The following is an 18,506-nucleotide window of genomic DNA, read 5'->3' as shown; positions in this document are numbered from 1 at the left end:
AAGAGAGGTTGGTGGGATGTATGGAAGAGCTTCAGAATACTTCGAACAACACAGTAAGAGTCTGGGAGTGTCCTCGGATGGAAGTACTGGATGTTAGCCAGACCATGAATGGTGGGCAGGGTATTTGGCAATATGTTTGGGATGGAGAATTTTGGAAGCTTGAATTACTTGTGAGCTAGAAAAAGAACGAATTAAAGAATTAAACAATCTTACTAACTAATTTGGATGAGGAGAGGTTTTAGTTATGTCTATTCGTTCCCCATGGATAGCTCGTTTTATAGTGTTTTTTTTAGTTTCTGTTTTGTTTAGTGTAATGCACACTGGAACTGTCAGTGCAGCCAAAGAAAACGATACTTTTAAGTTATCGAGTCGTGACCAGAGTCGGCCCTCTGGTTTTGTAGGAAAAGTTATTAGTGAAGGAATGAATGTGAAAAATGCAAAGATATCGTATGAATTACATCATTATGGTGATGGTGCTGAACAACAGTCTGGGAGTGTAGTTAGTGATGAAAATGGAAATTATCGTATTGACGTGGTACTCCCCAACTCAAAAGATTATTTCACAATGGATTTTACTGTAGAGGCAGAAGGTTATCTGTTATACAATCATAGAGGTAGTGAGTCTTTAGAAGCGGACAAAGTAAGAACCGTTAATTTTTATATTTATGAACCATCAACAATTGTGGGCACAGTCACAGATAAGGAAGGAAAGCCTGTGGCTGACGCGTTAGTTTCAGTAACCGCTTTGTACGGCAAGCCCGTAAAAACAAATCAAAGAGGCATATATATGGTAACAGGCATTGATTTTGAATATCCAAACATTGCAATCAAGGTAGATTCTGCAGATTATATGATTTATGAACAAGATCGGTTAGAACTTTGGGCGGGAGAAACCATAAAATGGGATGTTGTTTTGACAGAAGCAGCACACGTACGGGGAAAGGTTGTAGATGAGGCAGGCAATCCAGTAATTGGAGCTAAAGTTAATGTCGGAGGTTCGGCAATAACAGATGCTCAGGGCAATTATTTTATTAAGCGTGTATCTACAACGAACAGAACTCTCAGCGCTGAAGCTACGGGATATATCAAGTATAACTTGAGTGTCGATTTGGTTCATGGAGATCGAAATTCATATGATATCGTACTTATTAGTGATACCGACAGAACCCCACCAGTAACCAAGTACAGATTAGTTCCGATTACAGACACCTTAAATGGAAAGACATACATTAAAGGGTTTACATTCAGACTTCAGGCTTCGGACGAAGTAAACGGGTCAGGCATAAAGGTAACAGAATATCGAATAAATGGGGGAAAATGGAATAACTATGAAGGACCCATCAAGTTTTATGCCCCTGATGTCAAGTTAGTTGAATACTTTAGTACAGATGTTGCAGGTAACCAGGAGAAGTACAATAAAATGGACTTTGTTAAAGGTACATTTGAAGGAGCAGGTTCATATTGATTCATCATTGATGTGATATTCTGTATTTTATAAGATTCTAATTTAATTAGACGGCTCCGACTGGGTGATCGCCCTTGGTGAATCAGGTATCGGAGTCGTTTTTCCTATATACATACGACTGAAGTGTTATCAGCAATTATCCTGTCTTTGAATCTTCTGAACAGAAGAGTGTATAATCAAGAATGTAATCGTTGTGTCTTTTGATTTATTACCAATACATTGTACTAGGCCACGAATCACTAATGCGGTTGCAAATGATTTTATAACTAGGGAGGTACGGCCGATGAGTAAAGCTACGAAAACAACGAATGAAGTCAGAAATGCGATTCAAAATCGTCGCACGGTGAAAAAATTCAAAAAAGAAGCTGTTCCTACACAGCAGATTATAGAGTTGCTGGATACGGCAGTCTGGGCTCCTAACCATAAATTGCGCGAACCATGGAGATTTTTGTTGTTTACCGGGAATGGACGGGAGAAATTGGCCGAGGCTATTGATGCAGAAATGGGAGAAGACAACAAATTCTCAGCCAATATTTTGCAGGTTCCATCCGTTATGCTTGTCGTTCTGGAGGAAGATCCAAGACAGAATATATGGGACGAAGACTTCGCTGCGGTAAGTGCGTTGGTTCAGAACTTCATGCTTGCAGCGTGGAGTGAAGACATAGGGACGTTCTGGGTGACCAAGCCATTTTTGTACGCTCCCAAGTTCCGCAAACCTCTTGGAATAGAGGCGGGTGAGAAGATTGTAGGCATGATTTATATGGGATACCCCGATGTTATTCCTTCAGCCAAAGAACGTACACCAGCCAAGGACAAACTGACTCTTTTCGAATAATATAAAATGGTAAAACGCAGCTACACACGAGCTCCATATGTTTCAGGAAAATCTACGTACAAGTACCTTTCTTCACAGAAGAGAGGGGCTTGTACGTTTTTTTGCCATGTTGGCGCATCTGTCTGTAGAATCTCATGAAATATCCTTACATCCTTCTCGACTTTTAATCTGATGTCTACAGGTTTGTGCGTATTTCACTGCCTTTCGGCAAGCTGGACTGTTCTTCCTCCAGCTTCAAAATAAATTAAGATCCAGTTGACGATACTGTATAGCTTCAGCTACATGAGCTGTCACGATTTCACCATCATGATCCAGATCGGCAATCGTCTGTGCCATCTTGATAATGCGATCATGTGCACGCATGCTCAGGTTCAACGTTTGCAGTGTTTGCTCTAACAGTTGCTCTGCCTCTTGAGGGAGTTGGATTGAACGTCGCAAAAGCTTGCCCGAAAGCTGGCTATTCCAACGAACCGAACTTTGAGCATAACGTGCAGCCTGAATTTGATGAGCATGAATGACTTTTCTCTGCATTTCCGCAGAGGAAGGTGAAGCTGCGGACTTGCGCCACTCGCCTGGCGGAGGAACCTCAACCTGAAGATCGATACGGTCCAGTAATGGTCCTGAAATTTTGGCTCGATACGCTGCAACACGAGCGGGGCTACATATGCAGCGCTGCTCCTCTGAATGAGCAGACAGATACCCGCAGGGACAGGGATTCATGGAACATGCCAGCATGAACTGGGCGGGGAAGGTGAATGCGGCCCGCGCCCGGCTAATCGTCACTGTACGATCCTCTAATGGCTGTCTTAATACCTCCAGCACTTGGCGCTGGAACTCAGGTAATTCATCCAGAAAGAGTATGCCTCGGTGAGCAAGACTCACTTCACCCGGTTTCGGGATACCGCCGCCTCCAATCAGACCAGAGGTAGATATCGTGTGATGCGGGGAGCGAAAAGGTCTGTCTGCAATCAGGCCTTGTGGCGCTTCTTTCAATTTGCCTGCAGCACTTAATACTTTGGTTACTTCCAGCGCTTCATCTTCTGACAAAGGGGGAAGGATGGTAGGCAATCGTTTGATTAACATCGTTTTACCCGTGCCCGGTGGCCCAACGAGCAATATATTATGCATGCCAGCTGCAGCAATCATAAGCGCGCGTTTTACATGGTGCTGCCCGAGAACATCACTGTAGTCATCTGTAAATAACGAAGTCTGTCCCGGCCTTTTATCTTGCATCCTCTGTGACCTATCTGTTATAGAAGCAGTGAGGTGAGCATAGTTTTTTAACACAATTGGTCCTGCATTGGCTTTATTTGGTATTCCAACCGGACTCGTAGATTGATCTGAATTTTCCGGCGCGATATCCTGTAAATGACGAACACCAAATACCTGAATACCTCGAATCAGAGACGCTTCCTCCACGTTATCCAAAGGAAGGAGAACGGACGTAAAGCCTTGTCGTTTGGCCAAATCCACCATGGATAAAATGCCTGGCACTGACCTGATCGAACCGTCCAACGCCAGTTCGCCAACCACTAATGTCCGTTCGTGGGGAGGAAGTACAAGCTGGCCGCTTGTCATAAGTAATCCAATAGCAATGGCGAGATCAAAGGAAGATCCTTCCTTGCGCAGATCAGCGGGGGCCAGGTTGATTGTAATCCGCTGTAAAGGATACTGATATCCACAGTTTTTAATAGCAGCACGAACACGTTCTACGGCCTCACGAATGGCTGAATCCGGTAACCCGATGATAGACGTTTGTGGCAGACCATTGGATAGATCCGTTTCCACCTCGATTAGAACGCCATCAATTCCATACAAACACGCACTGTGCAATTTCCCGTACATAACAAAGAAACACCTCACTCGATTCTTGACTCCGCATAATACGGGCCAGTCTACGAATTAAGGTGCTTCCTCAGCTTCTAATAAGCATTTTATATAAAAGGAATCATGCAGTCAACCTGTCATTATCGATGTAGTAATTATGTATGATCCCTGAATTTTTATTTTAAAAAGAAATCAGTTAAGTAACTTTTGTGAGAATGGCATCGTATAAACTTGCTTTATGGTTAAGAGATTTTGACATGTGAAGCCGTAAATCTATTCTTCAATGGATCTTTTGATTATTGCTATTGCATCCTGAGCATATGGTAATGTCCATCTGCCTATATTGTATTGTATGCAATCTAATTTAACATAATTAAATTGAAAGGTAAAATCATTTGTGCTCAATTATTCTGTTTTTTTTCTATTTTGTGATAATATAGATTTATAGTTCCTGTGTTATAAGGAATAGAATGCACAATAGGCAGGTGAGAAAGACATATGCAGACTGACAGTTTGAATCTGGATAACCAATTATGCTTTGCCATATATGCTTGTTCACGTGAGATTACGAAGATGTACCAGCCTTATCTGGAGGTGCTCGGCGTAACGTATTCACAGTATCTGGTTCTGATGGTATTGTGGGAACGTGAAGAATGCACGGTTAAGGAGATCGGGGAGGCGCTATACCTTGATTCGGGAACATTGACACCACTTCTCAAACGTTTGCAGTCAGCAGGACATATTAATCGCGAACGCTCGGCTCAGGATGAACGAAAAGTATTAATTACACTAACCGACTCCGGTCGTGAGCTGCGAAATAAGGCATTGTCCATACCTGCATCCATCCAGGGAGACGCGTGTTTGAATAGCACCGAGTTTGAAGCTTTGCTGGGTCAGTTCAAAGGATTACTGGAAAAAGTCCACGAAACTAATACTAACGCTGCCAAAAAATAATAATGTAACTTTGCATCGTAGAAACCTTGGCTTTTAGCTGAGGTTTTTTCCATATATACCCAAACATTCACAATATGGGATCATACTCATATCAAAATACTGTCTATTAACCATTAATTTTTTAAGGAAAGCGTTTTAAAAACGTGTTACAATGAATTGGGTTTAAGTGAAAATAGTCAACATTTGTCTTTTGTTAGTCTACCAACCCGCCTTGTTGCAGTCATGTTGATAGGAGGATTCGAGAATGAATATCCATGAATATCAAGGAAAAGAAGTACTGAAACAGTATGGAGTTACCGTTCCAAATGGAAAGGTTGCTTATACAGTCGATGAAGCGGTTGCGGCCGCAGAGGCACTGGGCAGTCCGGTGACTGTAGTTAAAGCGCAAATTCACGCAGGTGGCCGGGGTAAAGCCGGCGGTGTAAAAGTGGCGAAGAGCACGGAAGAAGTTCGTGCCTATGCTTCCGAAATTCTCGGTAAAGTATTGGTGACACACCAGACTGGACCAGAAGGTAAAGAAGTGAAACGTCTTCTGATTGAAGAAGGATGCGATATCCGCAAAGAGTATTATGTGGGTGTTGTTGTGGACCGTGCCACAGGCCGTGTAGTTATGATGGCTTCCGAAGAAGGCGGTACTGAGATTGAAGAAGTAGCTGAAGCTACACCTGAGAAAATTTTCAAAGAAATCATTGACCCTGCTATTGGGTTGCAAGTGTTCCAGGCGCGTAAACTGGCTTACAGCATTCAGATTCCTAACGAACTGGTGAATAAAGCTGTTAAGTTCATGCTCGCGTTGTACACAGCTTTTGTCGAAAAAGATTGCTCCATTGCCGAGATCAATCCTCTCGTTGTTACCGGAGATGGAAACGTTATCGCACTGGACGCGAAGTTGAACTTTGACTCCAACGCCCTGTTCCGTCACAAAGACATTTTGGAACTGCGTGACCTGGATGAAGAGGATGAAAAAGAAATCGAAGCTTCCAAATACGACCTCAGCTACATAGCACTTGATGGCAACATCGGCTGTATGGTCAATGGTGCGGGACTTGCGATGGCGACGATGGATATTATCAAATACTACGGTGGAGACCCCGCAAACTTCCTTGACGTAGGGGGCGGTGCAACAACGGAGAAGGTGACTGAAGCATTTAAGATCATTTTGTCTGATGCTAAAGTAGCCGGGATCTTTGTTAACATTTTCGGTGGCATTATGCGCTGTGATGTTATCGCCAACGGTGTTGTTGAAGCAGCGAAGCAGCTTGGTCTGACCAAACCGCTGGTTGTTCGTCTTGAAGGAACTAACGTGGAGCTTGGTAAACGTATTCTGGGTGAATCTGGCCTGAATATTGTTCCTGCCGATTCCATGGCCGATGGTGCACAGAAAATTGTTGCCCTCGTAAAATAAGTTCATTCCTTAGTACCGGAGCTGTCCGGGAACTGAAAAATAACCGTAAGGATGTGAAGCAACGTGAGTATTTTGATTGATAAAAATACAAAAGTCATTACGCAAGGCATTACGGGTTCAACGGGAATGTTCCACACGAAGGGCGCATTGGACTACGGAACCCAGATGGTAGGCGGAGTTACACCGGGTAAGGGCGGAACCAATGTGGATATCACGCTGGAAGACGGTACAGTAGCCAGCCTGCCGGTGTTCAACACTGTGCAGGAAGCGAAGGAAGCTACAGGCGCAACAGCGAGCGTCATTTACGTTCCTCCGGCATTTGCAGCAGATTCCATTATGGAAGCTGTTGACGCAGAGCTGGACCTCGTAATCTGTATTACAGAAGGTATTCCGGTTCTAGACATGATCAAGGTTGACCGCTTCATGGAAGGTAAAGATACCGTCCTGATCGGACCGAACTGTCCAGGTGTCATTACACCAGGCGAATGTAAAATTGGTATCATGCCTGGTTATATCCATATGGCAGGGCATGTGGGCGTTGTTTCGCGTAGTGGTACACTAACGTATGAAGCCGTTCATCAACTGACAACTCGTGGCATTGGACAATCTTCTGCGGTTGGAATCGGGGGAGACCCTGTAAAAGGTTCCGAATTCATTGATATCCTGAAGCGGTTCAATGAAGACCCACAGACTCATGCGGTCATTATGATTGGTGAGATCGGTGGTACTGCTGAAGAGGATGCTGCAGATTGGGTACGTGAGAACATGACCAAACCGGTTGTTGGCTTTATCGGTGGCGTTACAGCGCCTCCAGGCAAACGGATGGGCCATGCTGGCGCTATTATCTCTGGCGGTAAAGGTACAGCCAAAGAGAAAATTGCGAAGCTGGAATCATGTGGAATCAAAGTTGCACCAACGCCTGCTGAGATGGGTTCGACTTTGGTGAGTGTACTTGAGGAACGTGGTATTTTGAATTTGTGCACGACACATTAATTCTTTTTCGTTATAATAGAAGAAACGGCTCGGAAATGATCTATTTCTGGTAGACCGACTATTATGGTTACGGAAAAGGTAAGCAACCTTTTGTCCTTAAACAGGGCGAAGGGTTGCTTTTTTGCGTTTATTTAACGTGAAAAGGGAGAGGAATTGTCCCTCATCTGCGTAAACGCTTGCATTCCGTGGTCACTTAACACACAATATGAGGGAAGATATCTTCCCGCTCTGGGAGGCATATGGTATGGAAGAAAGATGGATCTTGTTTGGTTTGCATGAGATGGAGGGCATTGGCAAGAAAACAATCTCGAAACTGATTTTGGGACAACATGAATTGCCCGATCTCTTGAATTATGGGGAAGGCGACTGGGTCGCAGCAGGCTTGCGCAAAGATCAGGCTGCACGTTTGACTAGTCATTTTACTATCGACTGGATAGAGAGTAAAAGAGAACACGTTTACAATCAGGGGATAGAGGTTATTACTTATCTGGATCAGAATTATCCCATATTAATGAAGGAAACCGTTCAACCTCCTTGGGTAATGTATGCTCGCGGGGATGTTAGTTTGCTACACAACTCGTCTATTGCAATGGTAGGAACTCGTATGCCGACCGTGTATGGGCGCAAAGTTGGAGAGAAGCTGGCAGAGCAATTATGCAGTGCAGGACTGACGATCGTAAGTGGGCTTGCCCGAGGTATTGATAGTGTATGTCATGAGGCAGTATTACGTGCCAAAGGAAAAACCATTGCCGTATTCGGAACAGGGATCGATAATATATACCCACCCGAAAATACTAGCCTTGCCGAGAGAATCGCTGAGACGGGTTTGCTTTTATCGGAATATCCACCCGGTACGCGTGCCCGTCAAGGACTATTTCCGGAACGGAATCGAATTATTGCCGGCCTAACGTTGGGAACACTGGTCGTAGAGGCTGACATTCGCAGTGGTTCACTCATTACAGCAGATGCTGCTCTTGAAGCAGGCAGGGATGTATTTGCCGTCCCTGGACCTATTACATCGCCGAAGAGTCGGGGAGCACACAACCTTATCCGTCAAGGTGCCAAATTGGTGACTTGTGGAGCAGACATTTTGGAAGAGTATCGTTTGGACTTGCCAAATGCAGAACAACTTCCTTACAATAGAGGACGTTCGACAGAAACACCTGAACCTTCCGGGCGAGGGATATTCGCTGAGGTGAAGCTCTCTCCAGATGAACAACGCGTGATTTATCTGTTGGAACAGGGAGAACAATCATTGGATCAACTGGTTGAACTGCTTGGTTGGGATTTTGGACATTTGCATTCAGTTCTGTTATCTTTAATCATAAAAAAGCAGATTAGCCAATTACCAGGCACTAAATACGCGAGGGTATGACGATGCTTCAACCTACGCAGTGTGTGGAAATATATAATTAGCAGAAGTTATTAACTATGCATAAGCTTACAGAAACAGTTTCATGAGAGTTTCATGACTGAGAGGAGGATGAACCTATGGCGGATGCACTCGTAATCGTGGAGTCGCCCTCAAAGGCGAAGACGATAGGCAAATATTTAGGCAGCAAGTTCATCGTGAAAGCTTCGATGGGACATGTTCGCGATTTGCCAAAGAGTCAGATCGGCGTTGAGGTGGAGAATGATTTTAATCCGAAATATATTACGATCCGCGGCAAAGGTTCAATTTTGAAAGAACTGAAGGATGCACGAAAGAAAGTGAAAAAAGTGTATCTCGCAGCTGACCCGGATCGCGAAGGTGAGGCTATCGCATGGCATTTGGCCCATGCCCTTGAATTGGACGATACGGCAGATTGCCGGGTTGTATTTAATGAAATTACAAAACAGGCGGTCAAAGATGCGTTCAAAACGCCGCGGAAAATCAATATGGATTTGGTCAACGCGCAGCAGGCAAGACGTATTCTGGATCGACTCGTTGGATATAAGATTAGTCCATTATTATGGAAAAAAGTGAAAAAAGGCTTGTCGGCAGGCCGGGTTCAATCCGTGGCTGTCAAAATCATTATAGATCGTGAAAATGAAATTGATGATTTTGAACCGGAAGAATATTGGAGCATTACCGCGAAACTGACAGCAGACGGCAATCCGTTTGAAGCCAAGTTTCATAAACTGAACGGTGCCAAAACAGAACTGGGCAGTGAAGCCGAAGTACAAGCGATCCTGAAACAGATCGAAGATGCGGACTTTACGATCAAGGAAGTCAAAGAGAAGGAACGCAGTCGGAACCCTTCCGCACCGTTTACGACAAGTTCTCTGCAACAGGAAGCAGCGCGTAAATTGAATTTCAGAGCTTCCAAGACGATGTCGGTCGCACAACAACTGTACGAAGGTGTAGACCTTGGAAAAGAAGGCACAGTAGGTCTCATCACGTATATGCGTACAGACTCCACACGAATTGCGGCATCTGCACAAGAGGAAGCCAAAGAATATATCGTTGGTAAGTATGGTGAGCCATTTGCACCGGAGACACCACGTAACTATTCCAAAAAAGCAGCTAATGCTCAGGATGCGCATGAAGCGATTCGTCCGACTTCAATTCTACGGGATCCTGATTCAATCAAATCATTCATGAGTCGCGATCAGTTCCGGTTGTATAAACTGGTATGGGAACGTTTTGTAGCGAGCCAGATGTCTTCGGCTATCCTGGATACGCTCTCTGTAGATATTGCTGCGGGGGACACGATTTTCCGTGCAGCAGGTTCGAAGGTTCGATTCCAAGGTTTCATGAAGGTGTATGTTGAAGGAAACGACGATGGTACAACCGAAGAAGATCGTCTGCTGCCTCCGCTGAAAAGTGGAGATGTGCTTGATAAGCAGGAGATTGAGCCGAAACAACATTTCACCCAACCGCCACCACGATATACGGAGGCTAGGCTGGTTAAGACACTTGAGGAACTGGGTATAGGGCGTCCGAGTACATATGCGCCAACACTGGAGACTATTCAGAAGCGCGGATATGTTGCAATTGAGGAAAAGAAATTCATGCCGACCGAGCTGGGTGAACTGGTCATCGAACAGATGGAAGAGTTTTTCCCGGAAATCCTGAATGTAGAGTTTACCGCGAACATGGAAGGTGATCTTGACCATGTGGAGGAAGGTTCGGAGGATTGGGTCAAAGTACTCACAGAATTCTACGAATCTTTTGAGAAACGGCTTGAGTTTGCAGAAGAAGAAATGAAAGAAATCGAGATTGAAGACGAAGTATCGGATGAGATCTGTGAGAAGTGCGGCAAACCGCTTGTTTATAAACTCGGACGTTTTGGCAAGTTTCTTGCTTGCTCCGGCTTCCCTGATTGCCGGAATACCAAACCGATTATCAAGGATATCGGCGTAACTTGTCCGAAGTGTAAGGAAGGTCATGTTGTTGAGCGTCGCAGCAAAAAAGGACGTATTTTCTACGGTTGTGACAAATATCCTGAATGTGATTTTGTCTCATGGGACAGACCTTCAGCCAAACCATGTCCTAGTTGCGGATCATTAATGATTGAGAAGCGGAACAAAAAGGGAGCACGATTGCAGTGTACATCATGTGATCATCAGGAGCCGGTGGATGAACCGGATGACGAATCAGCGGAATAGTATATATGTGAATCAATTTTAGTGAGTTATGAAATTGTTTTATGGAGGTAAAAGATTTTGACAAATGAACAACAAGTAACGGTTATTGGTGCCGGGCTGGCAGGGACAGAGGCTGCCTGGCAGATCGCAAGTCGCGGCGTACGCGTGAAATTATACGAGATGAGACCTGTGGTGAAAACACCAGCTCATCATACAGATAAATTTGCTGAACTGGTATGTAGCAACTCGTTGCGTGCGAACGGGTTGACGAATGCAGTAGGTGTGTTAAAAGAAGAAATGAGAATGCTCAATTCTCTCGTACTGTCTGCAGCAGACAAGCATGCAGTTCCAGCAGGTGGAGCACTTGCTGTGGACCGGGATGGCTTCTCAGGTGAGATTACGTCTACGTTGCATCAGCATCCGCTCATCGAAGTGGTGAATGAAGAACTGACTTCCTTGCCGGAAGATGGCATCGTTGTTGTGGCAACGGGTCCGCTGACTTCACCGGCATTGTCTGAGCAAATCAAGGCACTAATGGGTGAAGAATATTTCTACTTCTATGATGCAGCAGCACCGATCATTGAAAAAGATTCAATTGATATGAACAAGGTGTATCTGGCCTCCCGTTATGACAAGGGCGAAGCAGCATATCTGAACTGTCCGATGACAGAAGAAGAGTTTGATGTCTTTTATGAAGCGCTCATTACTGCTGAGGTTGCTCAATTAAAAGAGTTTGAGAAAGAAATCTACTTTGAAGGCTGTATGCCCATCGAAGTGATGATGAAACGTGGGAAACAGACGGCTCTGTTTGGTCCTATGAAACCAGTAGGTCTGGTTAACCCGCATACAGGAGAGTTGCCACATGCTGTTGTACAGCTTAGACAGGACAACGCAGCCGGAACCCTGTATAACCTGGTTGGCTTCCAGACGCATCTGAAATGGGGAGAACAAAAACGTGTCTTTTCCCTTATTCCTGGACTTGAAAATGCAGAATTTGTCCGTTATGGCGTAATGCATCGCAATACATTTATTAATTCTCCTAAACTGCTTCGTCCGACGTATCAGTTTAAAGAGCGTCCAAACCTGTTTTTTGCAGGCCAGATGACGGGTGTAGAAGGATATGTAGAATCTGCTGCATCGGGGCTTATTGCCGGTATGAACGCAGCCAAAGCAGCTCTTGGGCAGGAAATGGTGATATTGCCGGTTGAAACAACACTTGGCAGTATGGCTCAGTATATTACAACAGCTGACTTCAAACACTTCCAGCCAATGAACGCAAACTTTGGTTTGTTGCCGAAGCTGGAAACGAAAATCCGTAACAAAAAGGAAAAAAATGAAGCTCTTGCACAGCGTGCCCTGGATGGTATCACTAGTTTTGCTGCGGCAGAAGGTCTAACTGTTCCGGAACGCGTATAAATTATTCGTGGGAGGAGGCTGATATCATGGATATGTCATTTCATGCTACAACGATCTGTGCTGTACGTCATAATGGTAAGGCGGCAATTGCTGGAGATGGTCAGGTGACCATGGGCCAGAGCGTCGTGATGAAAAATACAGCCAAGAAGGTAAGACGATTGTACCGCGGACAGGTTGTTGCCGGATTTGCCGGTTCTGTGGCGGATGCCATTACCTTGTTTGAGAAATTCGAAGGCAAGCTGGAGGAGCACCATGGTAACCTGCAGCGTGCTGCTGTAGAGCTTGCCAAGGATTGGCGTCAGGATCGGATCTTGCGCAAGCTTGAGGCGCTATTGATTGTGATGGACAAAACAGGCATGCTGCTCATCTCAGGCGGCGGCGAAATTATTGAGCCTGATGATGACGTTATCGCTATCGGATCAGGTGGGAACTTTGCCTTATCTGCTGCACGTGCATTGAAGCGTCATGCGGTGAACCTTGAAGCGAAGGACATTGCGCGCGAATCGCTTCAGATTGCCTCGGAGCTTTGTGTGTATACCAACAACAATATTATTGTAGAAGAGTTATAGGCCAAAGAAATCTCCCGTAGTGGAGCATGATTATGTAATCTGCTCCAGAACGTCTAGGGGATTCTTTGTCCTTGTACGGTAAAATAACTTCAGCATACTGGTAGGAGGGAAGCAATATGAATACTCAAGCGTTAACACCGAGACAGATTGTTGCAGAGCTTGACAAGTATATTGTAGGTCAAAAGAAAGCCAAAAAATCGGTAGCGGTAGCCCTTCGCAATCGTTATCGGCGTAGTCTTTTGCCTGAGCATACGCAGGACGACATTGTACCTAAAAATATCCTGATGATTGGACCTACCGGTGTGGGGAAAACGGAAATTGCCCGTCGCCTTGCTAAACTGGTAGGAGCGCCATTTGTAAAAGTGGAAGCAACCAAATTCACTGAAGTAGGCTATGTTGGCCGTGACGTTGAATCGATGGTACGTGATCTGATTGAAACATCACTGCGGATGGTAAAACTGGAGCGGACTGAAAAAGTGAAGGACAAAGCTGAAGAAGCTGCCAATGAACGAATTGTACATATTCTGGCTCCCTCACAGTCCAAGTCCAAGAATCAGCGGAATCCCTTTGAGATGATCTTTGGTAATAATGGCAACAACGTTCAGGAACAGGATGAGCCAGAACCGGATACTGGGGTTGCCGAACGCCGCCGTAAGATCAAGTTCGATCTGTTGTCCGGCAAGTTGGAGGATGACATTATTGAAATTGATGTGGAGGACACTGCGCCTAACATGATGGACATGTTTGCTGGACAAGGCAATGATCAGATGGGCATGAACATGCAGGAGATGTTTGGCAGCCTCTTACCTCGTCGTACGAAAAAGCGTAAGCTCGCCATCAAAGAAGCGCGCAAAGTGTTGATCCAGGAAGAAGCAGGAAAATTGATCGATATGGATGATGTTACACAAGAGTCCATTCGTCGAGCAGAGCAGACAGGTATCATTTTCATAGATGAAATTGACAAGGTTGCCAGTCAAGGGCGTGGTAGTGGCCCTGATGTATCCCGTGAGGGTGTGCAACGTGACATTCTGCCTATCGTAGAGGGCTCTACAGTAATGACGAAGTATGGTCCTGTCAAAACGGATTATATTCTGTTTATGGCAGCTGGCGCATTCCACGTCGCCAAACCCTCTGATCTGATTCCTGAGCTTCAAGGGCGCTTCCCAATTCGTGTGGAACTAAGTAGTCTTACGCTGGAAGAGTTTGTATCCATTCTGACTGAGCCTCAAAATGCACTGACCAAGCAGTATGTTGATCTGCTGCGTACCGAAAATATTGAAATCGAGTTCTCGGATGACGCCATTCGTGAAATAGCCAAATTGGCTGAATCCGTCAATCAGAATACAGAAAATATAGGCGCACGTCGATTGCATACCATTCTTGAAAAGCTTCTGGAGGATTTATCCTTTGAGGCACCTGAGCTTACATTGGAACGTATGGTAATTACTCCGGAGTATGTCCGTGAGAAATTGAATGATATTGCACTTGATCGTGATTTGAGTCAGTATATCCTGTAACATAGGGCTGGCAATGTAATCGCTAAAAGGTCGTATGAATGAACGATATGCACTGGACAGTAGAGAACACTTACGAGATCGACGAAGGATAGTCATTCCTTAGACGAATCGCAAAAGGTTCTCTCTCCGACCGGTGACATATCGTTTATTTTTGTTACTATCTAAAGGATTTAGATGAGATAACCGATAAAAGACGTGTGGTTGTTATCTGGATCGACAAAACCTAGGACTTGTGCCGCATGTAAAGTGTGTTAAAACCTATCGGAGTGGTAGTTATTTCTAATTTTTTTATCCAGTCATTCCCATTAAAAGAATGTTTCTTATTCCAAGTCTGGGCATCGGTTTAGTTGACAGATTGGTAAATGTTGCGTAAATGCGCAAAAACAGAATTTGTAGAAAAGTGTGAAGTCACCAAATGTTTTCTGGGGATTAAAATACGTAAACCCTACTTAATTGTTAAGAAAGTGTTGTGTAGAAATGGTGAGAAATCTTAATTCGTGAAAGATAACTTGTCAATCGATTAATACACAGCTTCGTATGTATACCTATCATATAGTCACTAAACCCTTAATCTAACGGCAAAAAATTCTAACATTATCAACGATGAATATCTTGGAAATATACATAATTACGGGCATTATACAGTCCTGTCGAGACGAGAAAGGTTTTTTTTATTTTAAGAATGTTTAAGAACAATCAGGGAGAGTATTAACATACTTTTGTTTTGGGCCTGAACATTTACGAAAAAATTCATAATTTGCAGAAAATACACAAAAAGCCCTGTCTTTCAGAAAAGATAGGGCTTTTTTCTTATTGTAATATATCCCAAACTCGAAGAAACTTATGTTATACGACAACATCAGAGTTAATTCTACTTAAGTCCTAGAAAACCGTGTAAAAACGAATGTTTTTGTCGAAAAAACATAAGGATTTTCAAGGAAGAAGATTCAATCTTTTTCCATAACTTCTAAAGAGAGGAGGGAGATTGTGAATCTTTTAAACGATATTAGCTTTAAAAGATTGCAAGGTGCACTCGATGCGTCCAACATCAGACAGCGAACGATTGCTGACAACATCGCGAACGCCGATACCCCGTATTTCAAGCGCTCAGACGTTTCTTTTGAAGAGATGTTACAGGGGCAAATGAATGGAGAAATGCCTGTTCTTAGAGGTAAAGTAACTGATGCAAGGCATTTTGTCATAGGTCCTTCCTCTTCTGTACCAACGCCAGTAGTTAATATGGACCAGTCAACGTCCATGAATAACAACGAAAACAATGTCGATATAGACAGAGAAATGAGTCTTCTGGCGGAGAATCAGTTGCGTTACAACGCTTATATTCAACAAGTGAACGAACAAATTAAAATCATGCGTATTGGTGTGGAAGGGAGATAACTACATTGAACATTAGTAATAGTTTTAGTATCAGTGCATCAGCTTTGACGGCCCAACGGTTGCGGATGGACGTTATATCTTCCAACATTGCCAACGCAGAGACGACGCGCGCGAGCGTATCCAATGGTGAAGCTGTTCCTTACAAACGCAAAATGGTTGTGCTTGAACCGAACAAAACGTCATTTGGTACAATGCTCCAAAATCAAATGCGAGGTGGCAGTACGGGAGATGGTGTCAGAGTAACTGAGATTCGCGAGGATCAGTCACCATTGAAGCCTGTCTACGATCCTTCGCATCCGGATGCCAACGCAGAAGGATATGTATTTATGCCTAACGTGGACATTGCGAAAGAAATGGTCGACATGATCTCTGCTTCGCGTTCCTATGAGGCAAATGTAACAGCATTGAATTCAACCAAAGCAATGATCTCCAAAGCTTTGGAGATTGGAAGATAATCTGCTCTGAAATTAAAAACAAGAAATATGTAAACGAGATATGAAGGGGAGTGACATTAATGATTCAGAACAACATGTTTAGCACACAGGGCGTACAACCGCTACAGATGAAGAGTGCAACCGAAAGCAAGTCTTCTACACCAGCCGAAACCATTCAGAGCTTCGGTACATACTTACAGAACGCATTAGGGTCCGTCGCAGCACAGGAGACTCAATCGCATGAAATGTCGAATCAATTTTTGGTCGGCAAAGCGAACGTGGATCAGGTGATGATCGCTTCCGAACAGGCCTTGTTAAGCCTACAACTCACAACTCAAGTCCGAAACAAAGTGGTCGAAGCGTACCAGGAAATTATGCGAACGCAGTTATAAAATAATCTACTTGCGCTCAGGCAATAGCGCTGATCATTACAACAAGCAGCTGCGATGCTGCTCCTGATCGTAGACCTATGGAACGGCTAGGGTTGCGTAAGGACAGACTAAGCAAAGTTTCGGATGGGGTGACAGAGTGAATGAGAGAATCGCCCAGTACAGGGACAAGGGGTCCCAGTATTGGAATAGTTTCAGCAAAAAGCAAAAAGTATTATTTTTATCCACCTTCCTGTTTCTGATTTTGGCTGCAGTTGTTCTCACGATGCAATTGTCCAAGACCGAATATGAAGTTGCGTTCACAGACTTGAATGCAAGTGATTCAGCAGGCGTTATCAGTTATCTCGATTCATCTAGTATTCCATACAAATTAAGTTCAGATGGCAAGACGATATCCGTACCAAGCACGAGTGTTGCCATTGCAAAAGTGAATGTTGGATCACAAGGGATTATTCAGAATGGTTCACTGGGATATAAGTCATTCGAGGAATCATCATCCCCGATCGGGATGACGGATAAAGAGTTTGATGTAAAGTACAACAATGCTTTAAACGGAGAAGTTGAACAGTTGCTTCAGCGGATGCAAGGGATACAGGACGCTAAAGTGCTGGTCAATATGCCGAAGGATAATATTTTTGCTGGCTTAGAAGAACAGGATAAAGCATCTGCATCGGTAGCACTCCAGTTTAAACCGGGTTATCACCCAAATCAGGCAGCCGTAGATGGATACTTTAATTTGGTTAAGACCGCAATTCCTAATCTGCCTGTTGAGAACATCACAATAACAAACACGGATGAAGCAGAACTGATACCGACTGCCCGAGGTGGTAGCGGCGGGTTGTCTTCTGAAGTTCAAGAGAACATGGCATTACAGAAAAAGTTCGAAAACGATGTCCGCAATAACGTGAAGCAATTTCTTTCTCAGATTGTAGGCGAAGACAAAGTCAATGTTTTGGTAGCCTCCAAGCTTAATTTTGACAAAGAAACACGCAAAGAAAATCTAGTCACACCCGTTGATGTAGAGAACATGAAAGGCATCGAAATTAGTGTGCAGGAGATTCAGAAGAGTTACACCGGCGCAAGCAACCCAACAGGTGGTGTTGCAGGCACAGGGCAAGAGGAAGTTCCGGGTTATCCATCAGCTGATGCAGCAGGGAACTCCACTTCGGAAGAATCATCAAGTACGGTGAACTACGATGTTAATCGAATCGCCAAGGATATTATTTCTAGTCCGTATACTGTAAAAGATTTAACCATTAACGTGGCAGTTGAACCACCGAATGGAGAAACAGAATTACAGGGACCGGTTCAGGACGCAATTGAGAACATTTTGGTTAACATTGTTCGTGCTTCACTGGCAGACTCAGGCACTGTAATAAGTGACGCCGATCTGACAAAGAAAGTTTCAGTCATGTCACAAGGGTTCCAGACTGCCTCTGCAGACAATACGGGTTTCCAGCTTTCCTCAACGATGATGTGGGGCGGAGGAGCACTCATAGCAGCATTGATCGCAGCGGTTGTTATTTTGTTAGTACGCCGTCGCCGCAAACAAAACGAAGTAGAAGAAGAAGAAGAGATTCCTCTTCCAATAGCAACAGAGTTCCCGTCCATTACGCTGGACAGTGTAACGAACGAAAGTCAGGTGCGCAAACAATTGGAGAGTTTGGCCAAGAAAAAGCCAGACGAATTCGTCAATCTGCTGCGTACATGGCTGGCTGACGAATAGAGGTGAGCGCA

General features: G+C 44.3%; 16 protein-coding genes. 15 read left to right on the top strand and 1 reads right to left on the bottom strand.

Annotated elements, in window-relative coordinates; genetic code table 11:
• Positions 1-20: 20 nt before the first annotated feature.
• From AC4G47_RS19480 to AC4G47_RS19470, 3 genes are all read left to right on the top strand, one after another.
• Positions 21-179 carry a paeninodin family lasso peptide gene (locus tag AC4G47_RS19480; protein ID WP_491102267.1) on the top strand — a complete coding sequence of 53 codons (159 nt, stop codon included), beginning with the start codon at positions 21-23 and terminating at the stop codon, positions 177-179.
• Positions 180-244: 65 nt separating this feature from the next.
• Complete coding sequence (locus AC4G47_RS19475; protein WP_491102266.1) at positions 245-1,465, top strand: carboxypeptidase-like regulatory domain-containing protein; 1,221 nt, start codon at positions 245-247, stop codon at positions 1,463-1,465.
• A 283-nt stretch (positions 1,466-1,748) separates the two neighbouring features.
• Positions 1,749-2,300, top strand: a complete 552-nt coding sequence (locus tag AC4G47_RS19470; protein WP_491102265.1) for a nitroreductase family protein — start codon at positions 1,749-1,751, stop codon at positions 2,298-2,300.
• A gap of 234 nt (positions 2,301-2,534) precedes the next feature.
• Here the strand turns inward: AC4G47_RS19470 and AC4G47_RS19465 are convergent, their stop codons facing one another.
• The gene (locus AC4G47_RS19465; protein WP_491102264.1) at positions 2,535-4,145 is read right to left on the bottom strand and encodes a YifB family Mg chelatase-like AAA ATPase; all 1,611 of its coding nucleotides are present in this window, start codon (positions 4,143-4,145) and stop codon (positions 2,535-2,537) included.
• A gap of 480 nt (positions 4,146-4,625) precedes the next feature.
• On the opposite strand from AC4G47_RS19465, the gene AC4G47_RS19460 reads away from it, so the two are divergent.
• The 12 genes from AC4G47_RS19460 to fliF all read left to right on the top strand — a co-directional run bounded on the left by AC4G47_RS19460 (position 4,626) and on the right by fliF (position 18,495).
• Positions 4,626-5,081: a MarR family winged helix-turn-helix transcriptional regulator gene (locus tag AC4G47_RS19460; RefSeq protein ID WP_491102263.1), complete on the top strand. Its 456-nt coding sequence runs from the start codon at positions 4,626-4,628 to the stop codon at positions 5,079-5,081.
• 244 nt (positions 5,082-5,325) lie between these two features.
• On the top strand, positions 5,326-6,486 hold the full coding sequence (gene sucC, locus AC4G47_RS19455) for an ADP-forming succinate--CoA ligase subunit beta (protein ID WP_433752748.1): 1,161 nt from the start codon (positions 5,326-5,328) through the stop codon (positions 6,484-6,486).
• Between the two features lie 63 nt (positions 6,487-6,549).
• Positions 6,550-7,479: a succinate--CoA ligase subunit alpha gene (gene sucD / locus AC4G47_RS19450; protein WP_074094556.1), complete on the top strand. Its 930-nt coding sequence runs from the start codon at positions 6,550-6,552 to the stop codon at positions 7,477-7,479.
• Between the two features lie 244 nt (positions 7,480-7,723).
• The gene (gene dprA / locus AC4G47_RS19445; protein ID WP_491102262.1) at positions 7,724-8,854 is read left to right on the top strand and encodes a DNA-processing protein DprA; all 1,131 of its coding nucleotides are present in this window, start codon (positions 7,724-7,726) and stop codon (positions 8,852-8,854) included.
• 116 nt (positions 8,855-8,970) lie between these two features.
• On the top strand, positions 8,971-11,070 hold the full coding sequence (gene topA, locus AC4G47_RS19440) for a type I DNA topoisomerase (protein WP_491102261.1): 2,100 nt from the start codon (positions 8,971-8,973) through the stop codon (positions 11,068-11,070).
• Positions 11,071-11,127: 57 nt separating this feature from the next.
• Complete coding sequence (gene trmFO, locus AC4G47_RS19435) at positions 11,128-12,465, top strand: FADH(2)-oxidizing methylenetetrahydrofolate--tRNA-(uracil(54)-C(5))-methyltransferase TrmFO (protein ID WP_491102260.1); 1,338 nt, start codon at positions 11,128-11,130, stop codon at positions 12,463-12,465.
• Positions 12,466-12,491: 26 nt separating this feature from the next.
• On the top strand, positions 12,492-13,034 hold the full coding sequence (gene hslV / locus AC4G47_RS19430; protein ID WP_062326042.1) for an ATP-dependent protease subunit HslV: 543 nt from the start codon (positions 12,492-12,494) through the stop codon (positions 13,032-13,034).
• A 116-nt stretch (positions 13,035-13,150) separates the two neighbouring features.
• The gene (gene hslU / locus AC4G47_RS19425; protein ID WP_062833787.1) at positions 13,151-14,551 is read left to right on the top strand and encodes an ATP-dependent protease ATPase subunit HslU; all 1,401 of its coding nucleotides are present in this window, start codon (positions 13,151-13,153) and stop codon (positions 14,549-14,551) included.
• A 987-nt stretch (positions 14,552-15,538) separates the two neighbouring features.
• On the top strand, positions 15,539-15,946 hold the full coding sequence (gene flgB / locus AC4G47_RS19420; protein ID WP_145318935.1) for a flagellar basal body rod protein FlgB: 408 nt from the start codon (positions 15,539-15,541) through the stop codon (positions 15,944-15,946).
• 5 nt (positions 15,947-15,951) lie between these two features.
• Entirely contained in the window at positions 15,952-16,401 is a 450-nt protein-coding gene (flgC, locus tag AC4G47_RS19415; protein WP_491102259.1) for a flagellar basal body rod protein FlgC, read from the top strand.
• Between the two features lie 59 nt (positions 16,402-16,460).
• On the top strand, positions 16,461-16,772 hold the full coding sequence (fliE, locus tag AC4G47_RS19410) for a flagellar hook-basal body complex protein FliE (protein WP_491102258.1): 312 nt from the start codon (positions 16,461-16,463) through the stop codon (positions 16,770-16,772).
• 136 nt (positions 16,773-16,908) lie between these two features.
• Positions 16,909-18,495: a flagellar basal-body MS-ring/collar protein FliF gene (gene fliF / locus AC4G47_RS19405; protein ID WP_491102257.1), complete on the top strand. Its 1,587-nt coding sequence runs from the start codon at positions 16,909-16,911 to the stop codon at positions 18,493-18,495.
• Positions 18,496-18,506: the final 11 nt, after the last annotated feature.

The sequence above is a fragment of the Paenibacillus sp. Negev47 genome (assembly GCF_058313655.1).
This window is presented reverse-complemented; position numbering and strand designations above follow the sequence as displayed.

Excerpts from the sequence above, each read along its gene's own strand:
- AC4G47_RS19480 (WP_491102267.1), top strand. The coding sequence starts at position 21 with ATGGAAGAGCTTCAGAATACTTCGAACAACACAGTAAGAGTCTGGGAG.
- AC4G47_RS19475 (WP_491102266.1), top strand. The coding sequence starts at position 245 with ATGTCTATTCGTTCCCCATGGATAGCTCGTTTTATAGTGTTTTTTTTA.
- AC4G47_RS19470 (WP_491102265.1), top strand. The coding sequence starts at position 1,749 with ATGAGTAAAGCTACGAAAACAACGAATGAAGTCAGAAATGCGATTCAA.
- AC4G47_RS19465 (WP_491102264.1), bottom strand. The coding sequence starts at position 4,145 with ATGTACGGGAAATTGCACAGTGCGTGTTTGTATGGAATTGATGGCGTT.
- AC4G47_RS19460 (WP_491102263.1), top strand. The coding sequence starts at position 4,626 with ATGCAGACTGACAGTTTGAATCTGGATAACCAATTATGCTTTGCCATA.
- sucC (WP_433752748.1), top strand. The coding sequence starts at position 5,326 with ATGAATATCCATGAATATCAAGGAAAAGAAGTACTGAAACAGTATGGA.
- dprA (WP_491102262.1), top strand. The coding sequence starts at position 7,724 with ATGGAAGAAAGATGGATCTTGTTTGGTTTGCATGAGATGGAGGGCATT.
- topA (WP_491102261.1), top strand. The coding sequence starts at position 8,971 with ATGGCGGATGCACTCGTAATCGTGGAGTCGCCCTCAAAGGCGAAGACG.
- hslV (WP_062326042.1), top strand. The coding sequence starts at position 12,492 with ATGGATATGTCATTTCATGCTACAACGATCTGTGCTGTACGTCATAAT.
- hslU (WP_062833787.1), top strand. The coding sequence starts at position 13,151 with ATGAATACTCAAGCGTTAACACCGAGACAGATTGTTGCAGAGCTTGAC.
- fliE (WP_491102258.1), top strand. The coding sequence starts at position 16,461 with ATGATTCAGAACAACATGTTTAGCACACAGGGCGTACAACCGCTACAG.